This window comes from Lonsdalea britannica (genome assembly GCF_002111595.1).
Classification (GTDB): Bacteria; Pseudomonadota; Gammaproteobacteria; order Enterobacterales; family Enterobacteriaceae; genus Lonsdalea; species Lonsdalea britannica.
Genome location: NZ_LUTN01000003.1, coordinates 40,968 through 61,437, shown reverse-complemented (window position 1 = coordinate 61,437; position 20,470 = coordinate 40,968). Strand labels below are relative to the sequence as shown.

12 protein-coding genes and 4 pseudogenes are annotated in these 20,470 nt (G+C 59.8%); 6 read left to right on the top strand and 10 right to left on the bottom strand.

From position 1 onward, the window contains the following. Window positions 1-2,433: a putative ABC transporter permease subunit YbbP gene (ybbP, locus tag AU509_RS03185; RefSeq protein WP_094117639.1), complete on the bottom strand. Its 2,433-nt coding sequence runs from the start codon at window positions 2,431-2,433 to the stop codon at window positions 1-3. Further along, complete coding sequence (gene ybbA / locus AU509_RS03180; RefSeq protein WP_085653687.1) at window positions 2,430-3,116, bottom strand: putative ABC transporter ATP-binding protein YbbA; 687 nt, start codon at window positions 3,114-3,116, stop codon at window positions 2,430-2,432. Before ybbA ends, ybbP begins: the two co-directional genes overlap by 4 nt. Between ybbA and tesA the strand changes: the two genes are divergently transcribed. From tesA to AU509_RS03165, 3 genes are all read left to right on the top strand, one after another. Continuing rightward, window positions 3,084-3,722 carry a multifunctional acyl-CoA thioesterase I/protease I/lysophospholipase L1 gene (tesA, locus tag AU509_RS03175; protein ID WP_139824010.1) on the top strand — a complete coding sequence of 213 codons (639 nt, stop codon included), beginning with the start codon at window positions 3,084-3,086 and terminating at the stop codon, window positions 3,720-3,722. The two genes, ybbA and tesA, sit on opposite strands and share 33 nt — an antisense overlap. A gap of 29 nt (window positions 3,723-3,751) precedes the next feature. Then, window positions 3,752-4,528, top strand: a complete 777-nt coding sequence (locus AU509_RS03170; RefSeq protein WP_094117638.1) for an SDR family oxidoreductase — start codon at window positions 3,752-3,754, stop codon at window positions 4,526-4,528. Between the two features lie 62 nt (window positions 4,529-4,590). Beyond that, the gene (locus AU509_RS03165; protein ID WP_094117637.1) at window positions 4,591-5,451 is read left to right on the top strand and encodes a co-chaperone YbbN; all 861 of its coding nucleotides are present in this window, start codon (window positions 4,591-4,593) and stop codon (window positions 5,449-5,451) included. A gap of 54 nt (window positions 5,452-5,505) precedes the next feature. On the opposite strand, the gene AU509_RS03160 is transcribed toward AU509_RS03165, so the two are convergent. Next, window positions 5,506-6,705: a nicotinamide mononucleotide deamidase-related protein YfaY gene (locus tag AU509_RS03160; RefSeq protein WP_094117636.1), complete on the bottom strand. Its 1,200-nt coding sequence runs from the start codon at window positions 6,703-6,705 to the stop codon at window positions 5,506-5,508. A 235-nt stretch (window positions 6,706-6,940) separates the two neighbouring features. Continuing rightward, window positions 6,941-7,480, bottom strand: a complete 540-nt coding sequence (locus AU509_RS03155) for a YfaZ family outer membrane protein (protein ID WP_085653681.1) — start codon at window positions 7,478-7,480, stop codon at window positions 6,941-6,943. Window positions 7,481-7,755: 275 nt separating this feature from the next. On the opposite strand from AU509_RS03155, the gene katA reads away from it, so the two are divergent. Then, complete coding sequence (katA, locus tag AU509_RS03150) at window positions 7,756-9,195, top strand: catalase KatA (RefSeq protein ID WP_026738886.1); 1,440 nt, start codon at window positions 7,756-7,758, stop codon at window positions 9,193-9,195. Window positions 9,196-9,249: 54 nt separating this feature from the next. On the opposite strand, the pseudogene menE reads toward katA, so the two are convergent. The 6 genes and pseudogenes from menE to menF form a co-directional block, all read right to left on the bottom strand. Beyond that, window positions 9,250-10,628, bottom strand: a pseudogene (gene menE, locus AU509_RS03145) (o-succinylbenzoate--CoA ligase). Continuing rightward, on the bottom strand, window positions 10,616-11,584 hold the full coding sequence (gene menC / locus AU509_RS03140; protein ID WP_094117635.1) for an o-succinylbenzoate synthase: 969 nt from the start codon (window positions 11,582-11,584) through the stop codon (window positions 10,616-10,618). The pseudogene menE and the gene menC overlap by 13 nt, the downstream one beginning before the upstream one ends. Then, window positions 11,584-12,440, bottom strand: a pseudogene (menB, locus tag AU509_RS03135) (1,4-dihydroxy-2-naphthoyl-CoA synthase). Before menB ends, menC begins: the two are co-directional and overlap by 1 nt. A gap of 5 nt (window positions 12,441-12,445) precedes the next feature. Next, window positions 12,446-13,216 (bottom strand): 2-succinyl-6-hydroxy-2,4-cyclohexadiene-1-carboxylate synthase, encoded by a 771-nt coding sequence (gene menH / locus AU509_RS03130; protein ID WP_094117733.1) that lies wholly within the window; start codon window positions 13,214-13,216, stop codon window positions 12,446-12,448. Further along, window positions 13,216-14,897: pseudogene (gene menD / locus AU509_RS03125) on the bottom strand (2-succinyl-5-enolpyruvyl-6-hydroxy-3-cyclohexene-1-carboxylic-acid synthase). The gene menH and the pseudogene menD overlap by 1 nt, the downstream one beginning before the upstream one ends. Before the next feature lie 107 nt (window positions 14,898-15,004). Next, on the bottom strand, window positions 15,005-16,330 hold the full coding sequence (menF, locus tag AU509_RS03120) for an isochorismate synthase MenF (RefSeq protein WP_094117634.1): 1,326 nt from the start codon (window positions 16,328-16,330) through the stop codon (window positions 15,005-15,007). Window positions 16,331-16,611: 281 nt separating this feature from the next. Here menF and AU509_RS03115 point away from each other — a divergent pair, with 281 nt between their 5' ends. Together AU509_RS03115 and rcsD are read left to right on the top strand one after the other, a co-directional pair. Continuing rightward, the gene (locus AU509_RS03115; RefSeq protein WP_094117633.1) at window positions 16,612-17,793 is read left to right on the top strand and encodes an MFS transporter; all 1,182 of its coding nucleotides are present in this window, start codon (window positions 16,612-16,614) and stop codon (window positions 17,791-17,793) included. Window positions 17,794-17,798: 5 nt separating this feature from the next. After that, window positions 17,799-20,467, top strand: a pseudogene (gene rcsD, locus AU509_RS03110) (phosphotransferase RcsD). Window positions 20,468-20,470 lie beyond the last annotated feature (3 nt).

Here is a 20,470-nt window from a genome sequence, read left to right as displayed (position 1 = left end):
TTAAGCCTCGTAGCGCCGGAACAACGCCCTTCCGCGCAGCAAACGCAATCCTAACCACCCTCCGCACAGGGACAGCAGCAGGGCACTCAGCGGGGGCAGACCGATCCATAACAGCCAGTTAGGCTCCCACGGGAAATCGAACACTTTGCGTTGCAGCATCCACAGCGCCGCTTCCGCGCCAAGCGCCGCCGCCAGTCCGGCGGCAAGCCCCATCACGGCAAACTCGCACCACAGCGTGGTGCGCAGCAGCCTTTTGCTGGCACCCAGCGTCCGGTAAACCATCAACTCCTGACGACGCTGCCCCATCCCGACCTGAATTTGCGCCAGCAACAGCAATACGCCACAGAAGATGACCAACACCACCATCACTTCCAGCGCGCGACTGACCTGTTGCAATACCTGCCCGACCTGCTTGAGGATCGTGCCGATATCCAGCACGCTTAGCGTCGGAAACTGCCGGTTAAGCTGGGTGATCACAGTGTCCTGTCCGACGTGTCGGAAGCTGGTCAGCCACGACTGCGGCTGATGCTCCAGCGCCCCCGGCGGGAAGATAAAGAAGAAGTTAGGCCGCAGGCTCTCCCAGTCCACCTGACGGAAGCTGGTGATTTTGGCGCTGAACGGCTGCGTGTCGCCGGTAAAGGTCAGCATGTCGCCCAGAGATACCCCGAGACGTTCCGCCACGCCCTGCTCTATCGACACCTCGCCCTGCTTCGGTGGCCACTGTCCGGACAACAACACATTATGCTGCGGCAGATCCGGCAGCCAGGTCAGATTCAGCTCGCGGTTTACCGTTCCGCCGCCAGGCGCATCTTCAGGGATCAGCTCAGTGGCAACGCGCCCGTTGATCTCCGTCAGTCGCGCCCGGACGATCGGATAAAAGAGAGCCGGCTGCACTTGATGTTGGATCATAAAATCTTTCACCGCAGGGATCTGATCGCCGGTGATATTCAGCACGAAATAGTTCGGACTGTCCGATGGCAACTGCTGCTGCCAGCGATCCAGTAAGTCGCCGCGTAACAGCAGCAACAGCGCCAGCAGCATAAACGAGAGCGCAAACGCCGCCAGTTGGCCGATGGTTGACCACGGCTGACGCAGGAGTCGGTTAATCGCAAGACGCAGGGATAACCGTTTTAACGTGAGACGTCGCAGTACCAGTAGGCTGCCCCAGCCAATCGTCCCCAACAGCAGCGCCAATACCACCATCCCCCCGAGTAGCGACCACAACAGCGAACCGCCGCCGGACAGCACGAACAACAGACCAATTACGACCACCGCGACGGCGGGCAGGTAGTAGCGCAGCGGCCAGACGTTAGCCGTCACATCCCGTCGCAACACGCGCAACGGCTGGGTCGCCAGCAGAAGGCGATACGGACGAAGACCGACCAACAGCGAAATCAACACCAGCGTACCGAGCGCCCATGCCCAGGGCCAGAGTCCGGCGGGCGGCAGCGTAGCGGGCAGGACGGGGGCCAACGCTCGCATTAATACCGCCTCGAAGCCCAGCCCCAGCACACTTCCGCTCACGGCCGCCAGCGCCAGCACCGACAGCCACTGACCGACAATCAGACGTCGCAGCGCGCCACGACCGGCGCCTAACGTTTTCAGCACGGCGACCAGATCGTAACGCGTGCGGCAGTAATGACTCATCGCCACGGTGACTGCGGCGATGGCTAACAACAGCGTCAACAACGCGGACAGCAGCAGGAACTGCTGTGAGCGTTGGAGAGATTTGCTTAACGCGCCCGGCGAATCTTCCATGCCGTACCAGCGCTGATCGGCTTTCAGTTGAGGCTTAATCCAGTCGCCGTACTGCGCGATGGCCTGAGGCTCTCCCGCAAACATGTAGCGCCAGGTAATGCGGCCGCCGGGCTGAATCGCGCCGGTACTGGCGACATCGGCCATGTTCATCAGCACACGCGGCGCGGTTTCGAAGGGATTGAAGCCGTTGTCCGGCTCCTGAATCAGCTCGCCTGCGATGCGCAGCGTGGTATCGCCGATATCGAGTGGGTCTCCGACTCGCGCCCCCAACAGCGCCAGCAGCCGCGGGGCGACCAGAACCGTGCCGGGCGCGGCGCGCAGCTGCGCAGGCCGGGTCTGTAAATTCCCATACAGCGGATAGCGATCGTCGGTGGCTTTCACCTGCGCCAGCTGCGCATTTTCTCCGGCGTAGGTCATCGTCATAAACGACACTTGTCGGCTGACGGTGAGGCCGTCTTGCGCCGCCCGTTGCAGCACCGCTTCATCTACTGGCCGCGAGGCCCGCAAAACCCGATCGCCCGCCAGAAAGTCGCGACTCTGCTGGCTGAGTCCCTGCTCCATGCGATCGCTGATGGTGCCGAGCGCCAGCACGCAGGCCACGGCCAGCGTCAGCGCCAGCCAGACGATCAGTAGCGAAGGGGAACGCCATTCACGCCAAAACCAACGCCAGATCATGACTCCTCCCACAGTTTGCCGTCACGCAGACGCAAACGCCGCTCGCAGCGCGCGGCCAGCTGTTCGTCATGGGTAACCAGAATCAAGGTGGTGGCGTGGTCGCGGTTCATCGCGAACAGAAGGTCCACGATACGTTCGCCGGTCTGGCGATCGAGATTGCCGGTCGGCTCATCGGCAAACAATACTTTAGGGCGACCGCTGAACGCGCGCGCCAGCGCCACGCGCTGCTGTTCGCCGCCGGACAGCTGAGCAGGCAGATGCTGGAGACGCGCTCCCAGTCCGAGCTGCTGCAGTAATTGTTCGGCCTGTTGGCGGCTGTCGCGGTCGCTTTCCCCCCGCAGCAGCGCAGGTAACTGTACGTTTTCCAACGCGTTTAGCGTCGGCACCAGCATAAAGGATTGAAACACAAAGCCGACGTCGCGCGCCCGCAGCGCCGCACGCCCTTCTTCATCCAATCGGTTGAGCGGCTCGCCCAACAGCGCAACCTCCCCGCTGCTGCCGTCGTCCAGTCCGGCCAAGATCCCCAACAACGTCGACTTGCCCGACCCCGACTCGCCGATTAATGCCAGGGTCTGAGCAGGTTTGACAACCAGCTCAACTCCGGTAAGGATGGACAGCTCGTGTTCCCCTTGACCAACGTGTTTACTAAGATGATGAACTTCAAGAATGTTTTCCGCTGGCATTTTCTGGTCCTTTTACTGCTGGGAATAGTAAGTTTACGTGCTATCGCGGCGGATACGCTGCTGGTGCTGGGCGACAGTCTGAGCGCGGGCTATCGTATGTCGGCGACGCAGGCCTGGCCTGCCTTGCTGAATAGCCGCTGGCAGTCAGCCCCCGGCGGCGTGAACGTCGTCAACGCCAGTATCAGCGGCGATACCGCCGCGCAGGGGCTGTCCCGTGTTCCGGCTTTACTGCAACAGCACCGCCCGCGTTGGGTGCTGATCGAACTGGGCGGCAACGATGGCCTGCGCGGTTTCCCTCCGTCCAGTCTGGAACAGGATCTGACAAAAATCATCTCTCAGGTCAAAGAGGCCGGCGCGCAGCCGCTGCTGATGCAGATCCGACTGCCGACCAACTATGGCCGGCGTTATACTGAGACCTTTGCGGCCGTGTATCCGAAACTCGCCACGCAGTTCGCCATTCCGCTGCTGCCGTTTTTCATGGAGCAGGTCTATCTCAAACCCGAGTGGATGCAGGATGACGGCATCCATCCGAACCGCGACGCCCAGCCGTTTATCGCCGACTGGATGGCGCAAAAACTCGGCCCTCTAGTTAACCACGACTCTTGATATTCAGGGCTTTATAGTTAGGTAAAGTTATGCAAAAAGCGATTTTAATCACCGGCTGTTCCAGCGGTATCGGCCTGATCGCCGCACAGGATCTTAAGCAACGCGGCTACCGGGTTTTGGCCGCCTGCCGACGTGCGGAAGATGTGGAAAGAATGAACGCGCTGGGGCTGGAAGGCATCGAGCTGGATCTGGACGACAGCGACAGTGTGGATCGCGCCGCCGATCGCGTTATTTCGCTGACCGGCAACCGGTTGTTCGGTCTGTTCAACAACGCCGGTTACGGCGTTTACGGTCCGTTGAACACGATCTCCCGTCAGCAACTGGAACAACAATTTTCCAGCAATCTGTTCGGCACCCATCAACTGACGCAGCGACTGCTGCCCGCCATGCTCGCGCACGGCGAAGGGCGTATCATTCAGACCAGTTCCGTCATGGGGCTGGTGGTCACGCCGGGACGCGGCGCCTATGCCGCCAGCAAGTATGCGCTCGAGGCCTGGTCAGACGCGCTGCGTATGGAGCTGCACGGCAGCGGAATCCACGTGTCGTTGATAGAGCCGGGGCCGATTAGCACGCAGTTCTCCGCCAACGTGAACCAAACGCAGCACGATCGCCCCGTCACGAATCCCGGCATCGCCAAGCGATTCACCCTGACGCCAGAGGCGATATTGCCCAAACTGCGCCATGCTCTGGAGAGTCCGCGCCCCAAATTACGCTATCCGGTCACCTTGATGACCTATGCGCTGTCGATCCTTCGCCGCCTGCTTCCCGGACGCGCGCTCGACGGCTTATTACGCACTCGCTCCTGACAGGGGTTGAAGCAGAGGGAATTTGCCCCCATAACTCGCTGAAACGGATAAGAGAGAATCCCATGCTAGAACAACACGCCAACGTGATTGATATTAACGAAACGAATCTGCAGCAGGTGCTGGAACAGTCGATGACCGCTCCGGTGCTGATTTACTTCTGGTCGGAACGCAGCCCGCACTGTCAGGAGCTCAGCCCGGTACTGGACCGACTGGCCGCCGAATACGCAGGGCAATTCTTGCTGGCGAAAGTGGACTGCGATGCAGAACAACGCGTCGCCGCGCAATTCGGCCTGCGCGCGATCCCTACCGTCTATCTGTTCAAAGACGGTCAGCCGTTGGACGGTTTCCAGGGGCCTCAGCCGGAAGAAGCGATCCGCGAACTGCTGCAACGCGTTCTGCCCAAAGAGGAAGATCTCAAAACGGCAGAAGCCGAGCGTTTGATTCAGGACGGCCAACTGCAAGACGCCCTGCCGCTGTTGAAAGATGCCTGGCAGTTAGATAGCAAACGCAGCGACATCGCTCTGTTGCTGGCGGAAGTGCAAATCGAGCTGAATCGTGCGGAAGACGCCGAAGCCGTGCTGAGCACCATTCCGATTCAGGATCAGGACACCCGTTACCACGGTCTGATCGCGCAGATTGAACTGCTGAAACAGGCCGCCGATACCCCGGAAATCAAACAGCTGCAGCAGGAGCTGGACGCGGATCCGGACAATGCGGAGCTGGCCGTGAAACTGAGCCTGCAACTGCATCAGGTCGGCCGAAACGAAGAGGCGTTGGAATTGCTGATCGGCATGCTGAAAAAGGATCTGGCGGCCGCCAACGGCAGCGCGCGCAAAACGATGATGGACATCATGTCGGCGCTGGGCACCGGTGATGCGCTGGCCGCGCGCTATCGTCGCCAGCTTTACGCGCTGCTGTACTGATTACCGCACGTTTCGACGGGCCGCCCCGGCCCGTCGTCATTCTCGTGTTATCCCCTAGCAGGTTTCCACCGTTTCAATCCAGCCGTTACCCCCGTAGGGCGAGACGCCGCTCAACCAACGCCGCAACATATTCATCGCCGCCATCGCGACAATTTCCTGCTGCGTCGATAACGCGTAACGTGCCGCATTGAACTGCACGGTCTGAGCCAGCGTTTGCGAAGGCGTATGCAGCGCCAGAGACAAACGGCCGTCGTTCAGCTCACCCACCACCAGAGCCACCTGCGCCGAGACTCGCTGCGCCAGCTCACGCGCCTGATGCGACACCGTTGTTAATGGACTGGATGTCTTGTCGGAGGCCGTCAACAGCTCCCCGCCGGCCAACGGCACATCCGCGCCGCGTAGCTGCCAGTGCAGCAACCCGGCGGTAAACGCTTCGCCTATCGCCAATCGCAGTTGACGCTCAGACAGCGTCTGCGCCAGTTGCGCAGGCAGACCCGCGGTCCCCTCAAACACCGTACTGTCATCGACAATCTCCTTCACCTGTCGCCACAACGCCTGCATGGCATCCTGCTGCGATGCAGGGCCGGTCAATTTGATTTCGACGATAGGCACGGCGCAACGGTAACCCAGCACCACGGCCGGCGGCAGAGTGAGCGCCGCCAGCGCGCTCGCCAAATCGCTTTCACCACGCCCGAAGGTGGTCAGGCGCAGACAGAGCGGCGCTTCACCGAGCGAAAAACGCTGACGTAAACGCGGCATAATCTGCTGATCGACCATCACTTTGAACTCAGACGGCACGCCGGGCGTGAAAAATAACAGGCAGCGGTTCAGCTTCAGTGCAAAGCCGCAGGCGGTGCCGACCGGGTTGTCGAGCAGTTCCGCACCGTCCGGGATCAGCGCCTGCTTGCGATTCAACGCCGACATGGGACGCCCGCGATCGGCGAAGTAAGCCGTCATCTTCGCCAACCATGCCGAGTGCTCTACCAGCGATACTCCTGCCGCCGTCGCCGCGGCCAGCGAACTTAGATCGTCGCTGGTCGGCCCCAGTCCGCCGTTGACGATCAACACATCCGCGACATGACTACGTTCGGTCAACGCCGTCACCAACGCATCCAATTCATCGCCGACCGTCATGCGGCTGGTCATCGGCGCGCCTTGCTGAAACAGGTAATCCGCCAACCAGGCTGCATTGGTATCGACGATCTGGCCGTGCAGCACCTCATCGCCGGTGCAAAGCATCTCAACCCTAAGCATGTTTACTTTCTCCATTCGTGACTCGTCGGGCCTTCGTCTGTCTGGCGCCAGCGCACCTTATCTGGCAGGCGGTAATAACAGGACGTCGCCGACCGGCAACCTGCGGTCCAGCTCCTGTCGGCACGAGGTCATCACAATTTATGATACTGAGATAATAAAGGAATGACGCTGTGGGTAAACGTGGGATTGATGATTCAGATAAGAAGGCGCGGAAAACCGCGCCCTGTGGCAGGTATTAGAAACTCAGACCCGCGCCGAGGTAGACGCCGTCGGCAATTCTGCGATCGTCGTTGGACGATCCCATCGTGATGTAGCGATAGCCCACGTCCACGGAAAGCGGACGCAGCGGCTGCCAACGGACTCCGCCTTTCGCTTCAACGTAGTGATCCAGATGGCTGGTGAACGCCTCCGGCGAGTAGTAGCCTTCCCCGAACAGCGAGAGAGACGAGGTCAGCGGGAACTGCACGCCGCCGCCCACCGCCAAGCCGTAGCCGTCATCGCCGTGGTCGGGTTGCAGATAAACGCCTTTGACGCCCGCTTTGACCGCGGCTCGGCCCAGGCTGAAGCCGTAGTCCACCCCAAGAGTGTAGGCATCGTTGTTGTTGTCATTATCATGACCCCAGCCCGCATTGGCGGACAAACCCGGGAAGGGCAAGCCGATGCTGGCGCCGCCGCTCACATAGTCCTTCCCCGCTTCCGCCGAAATGCCGATAGCCTGAGCGCCTGCCGAGGCCAGCAAAAGTCCGCCGAGGCAGGCAGTCATCAATTTTTTCATCGTTATCGTCCTTAAATCAGGGGTGAGTGATATCAATTCGTGCCGGTCGCCGGCTACAAAGTCAATATAGACGTTACAAAACGCAATGATTCTACGTGATGTTTACTGCGCTGGGAGCCAGAATAAGGCTAAAAATGCGGGTTTCGCCTGACGAAATGCGACAAATTCGCATTTTTCAGCGCTGGCGATATCAATGATAAGCGTCGCCGATTTGCCTAATTAACGGCTCTGACTGATAGTTCTTAGCAGTCGAGTCAAACCGTAAGGAAGTAAACATGAGCAATGAAAAACAAAAGCTGACCACGGCCTCCGGCGCGCCGGTCGTCAGCAATAACAACGTAATGACCGCAGGCCCCCGAGGCCCGATGCTGCTGCAGGACGTTTGGTTCCTGGAAAAGCTGGCCCATTTTGACCGTGAAGTGATCCCTGAGCGACGCATGCACGCCAAAGGCTCCGGCGCTTACGGTACTTTCACCGTTACCCACGATATCACCCGCTATACCCGCGCTAAAATCTTCTCCGAAGTTGGCAAGCAGACAGACATGTTCCTGCGTTTCTCCACCGTCGCCGGTGAACGTGGCGGCGCCGACGCTGAGCGCGATATTCGTGGTTTCGCCATGAAATTCTACACCGAAGAAGGAAACTGGGATCTGGTCGGCAACAACACGCCGGTCTTCTACCTGCGCGACCCGCTGAAATTCCCGGACCTGAACCACGTGGTAAAACGCGATCCGCGTACTAACCTGCGTAACCCGGTCTACAAATGGGACTTCTTCTCCCAGTTGCCGGAAGCGCTGCACCAGCTGACTATCGACTTCAGCGACCGCGGCCTGCCGAAATCCTATCGCCACATCCACGGTTTCGGTAGCCATACCTACAGCTTTATCAACGCCGATAACGAACGTTTCTGGGTGAAATTCCACTTCCGTTGCCAGCAGGGCATCGAAAACCTGATGGACGACGAAGCGGAACAGCTGATCGGGAAAGACCGTGAAAGCTCCCAACGCGATTTGTTCGACGCCATCGACCGCGGCGACTTCCCGCGCTGGAATCTGCAAGTGCAGATCATGCCGGAAGCGGAAGCGTCTCAGGTGCCGTATAACCCGTTCGATCTGACCAAAGTCTGGCCGCACGGCGACTATCCGCTGATCGATGTCGGTTATTTCGAACTGAACCGCAACCCGGAAAACTACTTCGCCGAAGTGGAGCAGTCCGCTTTCAGCCCGGCGAACGTAGTGCCTGGCGTGAGCTTCTCTCCGGACAGAATGTTGCAGGGTCGTCTGTTCTCCTACGGCGATGCCGAACGTTACCGTCTGGGTGTCAACCACCACCAGATCCCGGTCAACAAACCGCGCTGCCCGTTCCATAGCTATCACCGTGACGGTGCGATGCGCGTGGACGGCAACAGCGGCAACGGCGCCACGTATGAACCGAACAGCTTCAACGTATTCCAGGAACAGCCTGACTTCAGCGAACCGCCGCTGTCGCTGGAAGGCGCGGCCGATCACTGGAACCACCGCGAAGACGACGATTACTTCAGCCAGCCACGCGCACTGTTCCAACTGTTGAGCGAAGAAGAACATCAGCGGATGTTCCAGCGTATCGCCGGCGAGCTGTCCCAGGTGCCGGAGTTCATTCAGGACCGTCAGATCGCGCTGTTCAACCTGGTTGATCCGGCCTACGGCGCGGGCGTCGCCAAAGCGCTGGGCCGTTAATTTCCCACCCGCGGACGGCGTGAGTCTTTCACGGACACGCCGCCCGCGGGTTCGTCAGTCGTGCCGCTGCCGCACCCAGGCCGCGACCTGCTGACGGGAAATTTTTATCCCGCCGTTTTTCAGTGTCCCGGGCAGAGAATAGAACGCCACGGGGCGCTGATATCCCGCCAGCTGTGGAGCGAGCCAGTCGCGAAGCATCGTCAGATCGCACTCCCCCGCGGTCTCTACCACCGCAACCGGGCGCTGCCCGAATTCCACATCATCCACCGGCACGACGCAGGCGAATTCAACTTCCGGATGCTGCAATAGCACCGCTTCCACGTCCTCCGGTTGAACGCCTTCCCCGCCGCTGAAGAACTGATTATCCAACCGTCCCATTATGCGCCACTCGCTGCCATCCCAGCAGCCGCGATCGCGGGTATGGAACCAGCCCTGCTCGTCGGCCAAAGGGTGTAGCGCGCCATCGCGCCAATAGCCGGACGCCAGACTGCTGCCTCGCAGCCAAATTTCCTCGTCCACGGCTTGAATCTGACGTCCGGCGAGCGGCATACCGACGCCGGGACGCCCGTCGGCGCGTTTGGCGCACACGGTGGAAGCCAACTCCGTCAGCCCGTAACCGCACCAGCAACGAATGCCGATGGCTTCGGCCTGTTGCGTCAGCGTCAACGGGATCATCGCGCCGCCCAGCAGCACCGAGGTCAGCGATGTCGGCACGTCGCCCTGCGCCAGCAGACGCCATAGCTGCGTTGGCACCAGCGAGGCATGCGTACAGCCCCGCAGCGCCACATCCAAAGGACGATCCGGCCGCACTACCAAACTGGCTCCCGCCGCCAGCCAACGCCAGACAATCCCTTGCCCGGAGACGTGAAATAGCGGTAAGGAGAGCAGCCAGCTGTCGCCCATCGAATAGGGCATCAGCCCGCGTACGCCCTCTGCGCTCGCCAGATGCGCAGCAAACGAATGCACCGCCGCCTTCGGCAGGCCGCTAGAACCGGAGGTCAGCGTCATCGTCGCTAGCCGCTCCGGATCCCATGCGGTGCGCGGTTGAGGATCTACGGCTTCGTCGTTCCCGGCGGAGAGAGGGACGATCGCATCAGCCAAGGCGTCTCGCTGAAACACAGACCAAAGCGGATATCCAGCGAGGGCAGCAACACGTCCGTCTGCGTGGCGGGCAGTTGCGGATTGAGCGGCAGCAAGCGCGCGCCGCACTGCAATAGCGCCAGGTAGCTTAACAACATTTCGCTGCTATTACGCCCACGCAGAGCTACTCCGCTTCCCTCGGTGACGCCCTGACGGACGAACGCCGCAGAACGCTGTTCAACCTCAGCGGCCAACTTGCGCCAGTTCCAGTCTTCATCATCACGGATCAGCGCCGTCGCGTCGGGCTGATGTCGCGCCCAGTGCCGCCACGGCCAGTCGGCTACGACCGCCATAGTTCGTCCAACTGTTCAACGTTGAGCCGCGGCAATGGGCTGTCCGGCCAAGGCCGCAACACCTGCGCCTGCATCAGATCCAGCGTATCCAAACCGGGGATGACCTCTGGCGTGAGCCAGTGCGCCAATCGCGCCAGTTGGGTCAAACCAAGACTGGATTCAATGCTGGAGCTGATCACCGCCGTCAGGCCCGCCTCATGCGCCAGACGAACTAACTGTCGACAGCGATTCAGGCTGCCGGTCAGCGAGGGTTTGATGATAATAGCGCTGACTCCCGGTTCGGCTTCCACGCGGAAGTCCGGCTCACGCACACTCTCGTCCCACGCGATATTGATGCCGGTATCTCGCGCGAAGGCCCGCGATTCCTCGCGGGTTTTACACGGCTCTTCCAGAAAGGCGATACGGGATCGCACGGCCGGATCGACGTAGCGCGCAAAACCGTCGGCTTTGGCCCGCGTCCAGCTGCGGTTTGCATCCAGACGCAGGGAGAGCTGCGGCAAGGCATCCAGCAACAGGTTAACGATCATGCCGTCCCGCACGGCTTCGTACAGCCCGACTTTGACTTTCGCTACCGGATTCGGCAGCCCTTGCAGCATCGCGAACAGTTCGTCCGGATCGCCGCTGCACAGCGGCGCTTTGCGATAGTCGGCGTCCTGTGGCAGCGTTCCTGAAAGCTCCGCGTCGGCGAAGCTCAAACCGAAGTCGACCGATGGCACGCCGGTTTCTTCCAGCGCGTCGCCGTTCAGCCAGCGCAGCAACGACTCCCGTACGGCGGTCTCGGCATCGTCCAGCGTTTCGACACTGAACTGCGGCAGCGGAGCGATTTCGCCCCAACCGCACCGTTCGCCGTCGCATAACTGCACGATCAGCCCGTCACGGGTTTTGAGCCGCTGGTTGCGCAGCACCACGCCGGCATCCATCGGTACGCTGTAACGGTAGAGCGTCGCCCGACGCATTACGGATTCCGCCGGAATTTGCTGAAGTCAGGCTGGCGTTTTTCATTGAAGGCGTTGCGCCCTTCCTGCCCTTCGTCGGTCATATAGAACAGCATGGTGGCGTTGCCCGCCAGCTCCTGCAATCCCGCCTGACCGTCACAGTCGGCGTTGAGCGCGGCCTTCAGGCAGCGCAGCGCCATCGGGCTGTTCTGTAGCATTTCGCGGCACCAGCGCACCGTCTCTTTTTCCAGATCGGCCAGTGGAACGACGGTGTTAACCAGTCCCATGTCCAACGCCTGCTGCGCGTCGTACTGGCGGCACAGGAACCAGATTTCCCGCGCTTTTTTCTGACCGACGATGCGCGCCATGTAGGAGCGCCCCAGCCGCCGTCGAAGGAGCCGACACGGGGACCGGTCTGACCGAAGATGGCATTTTCCGCCGCGATGGTGAGGTCGCACATCATATGCAGCACGTGGCCGCCGCCGATGGAATAACCCGCCACCATCGCTACCACCGGTTTCGGGCAGGTACGGATTTGACGCTGGAAGTCGAGCACGTTCAGGTGGTGAACGCCGCTGTCGTCCTGATAGCCGCCGTAGTCGCCGCGGACTTTTTGGTCTCCGCCGGAGCAGAACGCCTTGTCGCCCGCGCCGGTCAGGATAATCACGCCGATGCCGTCGTCGTGGCGCGCGTTGTCCAGCGCCTGAAGCATCTCTTTGACGGTCAGCGGACGAAAGGCATTACGAACCTGGGGGCGGTTGATGGTGATTTTAGCAATCCCGTCAGCCGATTTGTGGTAGAGAATATCGACAAAATCACCGCTGCAGTCGTGCCATTCGGTGGGGGCGTACAGCAGTTCTTCACTCGGATACAGCATAGGGTTTATTCCTTTACGGGATGGGAAATCAATGAACGGATCCGCGCCGCATAGCCGGACGGATTCTCCTGATGGGCATTATGGCCGCAGTCGGCCACGCTCAGCAGCGGCAGAGCAGCCTGCCGCGCCAGCGTCTGAAACTTGATGTCGCGCTCGCCGCACACATAGCCAAACGGCACCGACAGCTGCTGCAACGAGGCAGTCAGGCTCGGCTGACGAGATAATGAGGTGGCATTCAGCATGTTAGCCACCGCAGCGCCGTCGTTGTCACTGCGCCGCTGCACCAACGCCTGCCGCTGCGCGCGGGTGAGATTTGCGAAGACCGGCTGTCGATACCAGTCCGCCAGCACCTGTGCCAGCGGCTCCTCCGCAAAACGGCGCGCCCAGCGGGCATCATGCAGCGCCCGCGCCTCGCGCTCGTCCTCCGACGCCAATCCGGGATGCCCGCCTTCCACCAGCAAACCACGTAGCCCCGGGGTCTCGCCGTGACAGGCATGGAACATGGCGATACGGCCGCCCAGCGAATAGCCCAGCAGCCAGTAGTCATGGATGCCCTCCTCCGCCAACAGCGCGGTGAGTTGGCGACTGACGTCGTCAAAGCTATCGGCGGACTGATGGCGAGAGTCGCCGTGACCCGGCAGATCGACCAGCAACACGGGACGATCGTTGAGAAAAGGAAGGATGGGTTGCCAGTCTTCGCCGCTGCCCAGCAGACCGTGGAGCAAAACCAGCCACGGCTGTCCCGGCTCACCCTGTTGAACACGGCGGGCGTGCATCACCATGTGGCGACCTCGGCCAGAAGCTGTTGCAGGCACTCCGCGCCCGCCTTCGGCGATACCGACACCTCCAGCAGTGTCGTCGCCGTCTGTTTAAACCCGTCGGATGCGGCGTCGACGACCTCACGCCAGTTCGTCGCCCGGGCGTAGCGCAAGCCGAATAAGGCGGCAGCGTGGCTGAACTCCACCTGCTGCGGCATACAATAGAATGTTTCCCGCGCCTGCTCGGGCGTCGGCAATAAAGAGAAAATCTGGCCGCCGTTGTTATTCACCACGATCAGTACCAGGGACGCAGGGGGATGACGCAGAAGCGCCAGCGCATTGACGTCATACAGCGCGGACAAATCGCCAATCACCGCCAGCATGGGACGTGCGGTAGCGCGCTGCACGCCCGCCAGCGTGGAGACCAGACCGTCGATGCCGCTGGCGCCGCGATTGGCGTACACCGGATAGCCCGCGGGCAGCTGGGCCAATGCATCCACCAAGCGGATCGTCAGACTGTTGCCCAGAAAAAGCTGCCCCTCTTCCGGCAACAGCGCAGGCAACCGATGCGCCAGCTGCGCTTCGCCAAATCCTTCCGCCAGTCGGGCGGCCACCTGCGCGCCGACGCGTTCGACGCACGCGGGCAAGTCGGTGGCCCACGGTTGGGGCGCATTAGGTTCAGGAGGATGTGCGATCAGCCAGTCGGCGATGGGCGCGACCAGCCGACGTCCGCGATGATGAACCGGGTCCAGCCGACCGGGCAACGCGTCTACCAGCCAGTATTCCTGCGGCTGAATGGCCGCCTGCCACTGCAAGAGCCGCTTACCGGTCAAACCGGCGCCGAGCTGGACGACCATCTCGGCCTGCTGCAAACAATAGGCTTGCGGATGCGCCAGCCACAGATCCGCATGAGGCAAGGGCTGACCGGATTGGGAAAGCACATCGCCGATCAACGGCCAACCCAGCTGCTCGGCCCAGCGGGCGATAGCTCCCCGCTTTCGGCCGGTACATGACCGACGATGACCACGCCGCGTTTACGACGCCACATCGACCAGTCAGGCTGCTCGGCGCAATGCCGCGCAGATTCCTCCGTCCGAAGCCACGGCGACGATTCACGCCACCACGATCCCAACGCCCGCAGCCAGATGGAGTAGGCCTCCGGGTCGTCCGGGCCGTAAAGCGGCTCGGCGAAAGGACAGTTGATATGCAGCGCGCCGTGCGTCAACCGCCCGACGACATCGTCAACGGCGGATACCAGCCAACGCGCCGGAATATCCGGGGTGGGCCTTGGCAGCGCCAGCGTATGCGTAGGATGAGAGGCGAACATGCCGGGTTGGCGAATGGCCTGATTCGCGCCGCAGTCGATCAGCTCCGGCGGCCGGTCGGCCGTGAGCACCACCAGCTTTTCACCGGTCAGACCGGCTTCAATGATCGCCGGATACAGGTTCGCCGCCGCCGTTCCCGACGTCACGATCACCGCCACCGTCTGCCCGGAGGCCTTTGCCAGTCCCAGCGCCAGATGCCCCAGCCCACGTTCATCGAAGTGGGTATGACAGGTTAGCGCCGGATGCTCCGCCGCCGCGAGCGTGAGCGGCGTCGAGCGAGAGCCGGGCGCGATGCAGACATGGCATACGCCATGCCGGGTCAGCGTTTCCAGCAGAACTGTCGCCCAGCGGCGATTAAATACATTAGTGGACATGGTCGACTCAACAACTCTGGTTGCGGGTTGTAGCAATAATTATATTTTGTTTTATATCGCCAACTTTGATGTAAACACTTAGCAGGCACAACAAACATAAAACAAAACTATGACATATCGCTGTCCAGCAGCGATTTCAGGCCCGCGGCCTTGTTTTCCAGTTCCTGCCATTCTTGCTGTGGATCCGAGCCGGCGACAATTCCCGCACCGGCATACAACGTCAGCCGATCCCTTTCGACATCCGCCGAACGCAACGAAACACAGAATTCCGACTGCTGACGTGACAGGTAACCGGCCGACCCGGCGTACCAGCCGCGGTCAAACGGTTCATAACAGGCCAGATAGTCTCGGGCGGCGGCGCGAGGCAGCCCCGCCACCGCTGCCGTCGGCTGCAACAGCTGCAAACAGGCGCGGTCTTTCGCGTCATACAGTTCGGCGCGGATCGCGCGGCGCAGATGTTGTACCTTGCGCAAACGGATCGTCTCCATCGGCAAGACGTCCAACGCCGTCGCGGCCTGAGACAAGCGCTGGCGGATGTCATCCACCACCAGCTGGTTCTCGTTCTGATTCTTGACGTCCTGCATCAGCCACTGCGCCAGTTCATCCGCACGCCGATCGTCCCGGTCGTTGGCGACGGTTCCCGCCAACGCTTCGGTCTCCAGGCGTTTTCCCTCCCGGCGATAGAGCCGCTCGGGGCTGGAGCCCAGAAAGGCGCTCTCTGGCGTAAAAGCCAGCATGAAATGGTAGCAATGATGATTAGCCGTCCGGCTGGCGCTCATCAGGGTTGCCGCCGGCAGCGGGTGATCCAGCGTCAACCGGGTCATCCTCGCCAACACGACTTTTTCCAGCGCGCCGCCTTCGATTTCCGTCAATGCCTGTTGGACCAGGTCGGCCCATTGCGCTTTTTCGGGATGATGCGCTGTCAGCCTGACGGTGGCCGATAAGGGCGGCAAAGGACGTGCGGCCGATAGCTGACGCAACGCGCTTAAGGCAATCTCCGCATCCTGACGCAGCGAGATAGGGCTGAAGATATTGACCCGGAGTTGAACTCGCTCGCCCTGTCGCAGCAGCGTGATACGCGGTAAAAACAGGTAGCCGTCGAGCGGCTCCGCCTGAGCCAGCGTGGGGTAACCGAACGCATTCACCCCCCACAGCCGCACATCGTCGTCGATGTCTTCACGCTGCAAAAAGGCTTCAGCTTCAGAGACGGAAGCGAAGGTGCACACAGCGCCGCACGCGGCAGCTTCTTCCGGCTCTCGCCGATGCTGCCAGTAAAACTGCGGATACAACGCCTGAGCGGCCAGCCAGGCCAACAGCGCTGCCGCGTCCGCACATTCCGCCGACAGCGTGAACGTGCGAAAGCCCGCGTTGTCTGGCAGCGGCGCACCCAGCGCCCGCTCCATACGCTGCAACAGGCCTGAAAGTTGCTTCACGTCGCCCCCGGAATCCTAACTGAAAGTGTGGGATTATACGGGCGCGCCTCTGGAAAAAAAACGCCGGGTGACTTTTGGGCGCAGATTGTCCCGCGCACCGGCGTTTTTACCGGCGTCTTGACTCCCTGAAACGCGCCGCCGTCAGGTGCGAATAGCCCCCATGCGCCGCCTGAAAAAAGACGGCGTTACGGTGAGGAAAAGCAGATCCCCTTTCGATAAAAGCCCTGAGTTATGATAAAAGTACCCTATATCTCTGATTCCAGACGTGGTCTCTGTCTCTCATGCGTTCAACCGTCGACACCAAGCCCATTACCCTTGACTTTCCCCTGACGGATAAAGCCGTACAGGTCGCCACCCGGATCGGTTTTTTGATTTCCGGGACGGTCATCTCCGCCTGGGCGCCGCTGGTGCCTTATACCAAACATCGGCTGCACATCAACGATGCTACGCTCGGAATGTTGCTGCTGAGTATTGGCATCGGCTCGCTGATCTCCATGCCGTTAGCGGGATTTCTGACCGCTCGGTTTAGCTGCCGACGTGTCATTTTCGCGTCCGGCACCGTGCTGTGTGCGTTGCTGCCGTTGCTGACGCTGCCCGGCACGTTTGCATCAATGGCGCTGGTTCTAGGATTGCTGGGCGCGATGCTCGGATTGATGGATGTCGCCATCAATGTGCAGGCCGTCGAAGTGGAGCGCGCCAATCAACGGGCCCAGATGTCCAGCTTTCACGGCTTTTATAGCGTCGGCGGGATCGTTGGCGCCGGGTGCGTCAGCCTGCTGCTGTGGCTGGGACTGTCTCCCCTGCTTGCGACGCTGGCGGTCGCGTTGCTGGTCTGGCTCATGCTGTTCTGGTCGCAGCGCTATATGCTGCGCGCGACGTCCCGCGCCAACGAAGGACCTCTGCTGGCGATCCCCCGAGGGTGGGTGCTGTTCATCGGCGTGTTGTGCTTCATTATGTTTTTGACTGAGGGCGCAGTTCTTGACTGGGGGGCGCTGTATTTAACCGCCTTTCGCGGCATTGACGCACGTCAGGCCGGTATCGGCTTTGCCGCCTTTTCTATCACGATGACGTTGGGTCGGCTGTATGGCGATCGCGTGGTCAACCGCTTAGGCCGCTTCGCCGTCGTTGCGGGCGGGAGTCTGTGCGCCGCCGCGGGATTATTGATGACGATTACCATCGATAATCCCATGACGGCCATCGCCGGTTTCGCGCTGGTCGGTCTGGGCGCGGCCAACGTGGTGCCCATTCTGTTTTCCTCCGCCGGTAATCAGACGATCATGCCGCCGCATCTGGCGCTGGCCTCCATTACGACGATGGGGTATGCCGGTTCTCTGCTCGGCCCGACGCTGTTAGGATTTGTCGCCCAGATCAGCAGCCTGTCGCTGGCGCTGGGCGTGATCGTTATGTTGTTGCTGGCAGTCTGTGCCGGCTCTCGCGCCATCATCCGTTCGTCTGGAGATTGATTGACATGCCCGCCATCATCATGCGTTATTTTTCTCTGTTCGTTTTACTGCTACTGCTGGTGTTCGGGGCGTTCAGCTACAACTACATCAATGGCTGGATGACGGAGAAGAAATATGCTCTGACTGATATCGCTGAAAGTATGCAGAAGCGGATCGACACTTATCGCTTCTTTACCGATCAAATTTATAAAAACCTGCTTGTGGATGCTCCGCCTCCGACCGAAGGCGCGGTGAATGTGATCACGCTGGTGCCGAACGTGTTCTACGTTGAGCAGCGCGGCCAGAAGACCGATACGCTGATTTTCGGTCAGCACGAGAAGAGTACGCTCTACTCCATGCACAAGATCTCGCAGTATCTGGACATTCTGTGGGGCGCGAAGACTGACGTGTTTTCGATGTACTACCTCAACGGCACCGATAACAGCCTGACGATGGTGTCGACTCAGCCGCTAAAAGACGTCTCCTCCCAGTTTCGCGGCAGCTATATCGCGGCGCTGATCGAAGCCCGTAAGGCCGAAATGCTGCAGCAAGCGAATGCGCTGGATGAACGCGAGAGCTTCTCGCCGTTGCGCAAGCTGCGCTTCTACAACAACTATTATTTCACCCTGCGCACGACCTTCAATCAGCCGGGCCATCTTGCGACCGTTATCGCCTTCGACCTGTCGATCAACGATTTAATCCCGCGCAACATGGAGCGGGAGAATCTCATGCTGCGTCAGCAAACGCTGCCGATGAGCATGGAAACCGGTACCGATAACGAAACGCCGACCGACGTCCGCCTGGAGGGCACGATGGTCGAAGTGTCCGCCCAGTTGACCAACGCGCCGCTCAAAATGGTGTACAGCATCCCGCTGGACCGTCTGATCGCCGACATGCTGCGCACCAACATCTGGATGATATTGCTCAATCTGGCGCTGCTGCTGATCGCATTGATGGGCTTTTACGCCTTCCGACGCCACTTTTCCCGTCCTCGGGAAGACCTGTCGTATCGGCTGAAGAAACAGCAGAACATGTATACCGAGATCATCAGCCATCTGCCGGTGGGCGTACTGGTCTACGACTTCAGCACCAATAAGGTGGTGGTGGCGAACGCGCTGGCGGAACGGCTGTATCCACACCTCAGCCTGAAGAAGATTGCGACACTGGCGGAAGAGCATCAGGCGTGATTCAGGCCACCGTCGATAATGAGATGTATGAAGTCAGGCTGTTCTATAGCCTGTTCGTGCCGGACTACTGCCTGTTTCTGCTACGCGAACAAGAGCAGGAAATCGTTATCAACAAGAAACTGCAACTGGCGCAACAGGAGTTTGACAAGAACATCGCCGTGCGTAAGCGGCTGTTCCAAAACCTGAGTCAGGAGTTCAAACAACCGCTTAACGCCGTGCATCAGTTGGCGCTGTCGCTACGTAATGAACAGACGTCGGATGAACGGCAGCAGTCGCTGCAATTGCTGATTGGCGAAGCCGCCTGCGCTCTGAGTCTGATGGAAAATATCGCTCTGCAGGCACAGCTGGAAAACGACGAATGGGATGTGGCGCACGCGCCCTTTGCCCCGCTCGCGCTCGTTGACGATTTACTGCTGACCTTATTGCCGCGTATGCAGCAAAAAGGAATCAGTCTGTTTAATCATTACCAGTTGGATATTCGACAGACGTATCTGGGCGACGGCGAGTTATTAAAGAAAACGCTCTCGTTATTAATGGATTATGCCGTTACGAATACGGACTACGGCAAAATCACGTTGACGCTGAAACATCCTGAAAAGTCATCAGGACAATTGGTCATACAAATTAACGATACGGGTACGGATGTTTCCGTCGAAGAACTCGATAATGGACAGCATCCGTTCGCTGCGCCGGCACTTTCTGATCGATTCAGCCAAAATTCCGGATTAACCTTATTTTTATGTCATCAACTTTGCCACAAACTGGGCGGTCAATTGCAAATCAACCGACTGCCGGATTTAGGTACGCAATATACGCTGACGCTAAAAATGGAGCCCGTCGAGCTCCCGGAAGAGGAAGAGGAAAAGCTGCTGGATGATATTACAGTGTTGCTGGATATCACCACGGATGAAGTACGGCAGATTGTTAGCCGCATGGTCAGTCAGTGGGGCGCGAACTTCGTCATTTATGACGAACGCCTGATTAATCAGGAAGCGGACCTCACGATTACGGATAACGCAGGAAAAGTCGCAGACGACACGCTATTGGTGACGGGAGAAGACACGCAGTGGGTTTCTCTGGGCAACCGGCGGCTGCGCACCAGCTACAACATCAGTCATCTGATGCTGGATGCTCTGCTGAAACTGATCGAGCAGCAGTTGGAAACGTCCACCGACGAGAGCCGTCCGGCAACGGATGACGACATCGGTTTTTATGCTCGCCAACTGCGCAGCAGCGATTACTTTTCACTGTTCGTAGAGACAGTACCGGAGGATATGAACAGGCTGTATACTGAAATCCAAGATGGCGATTTTGTGTCACTGGCTCAAACAGCCCACCGGCTCAAAGGCGTGTTTGCCATGCTGAATCTGCATCCGGGCAAACAATTGTGTGAAGTCCTGGAACAACTTATAACCTCGCAGGATAGTGTGCAGATAGTAAATAACCTTCAACAGATTGAACGTTTTGTCAGTGCATTACTACAGCAAGGTGGCCAACAATATGAGTAAACT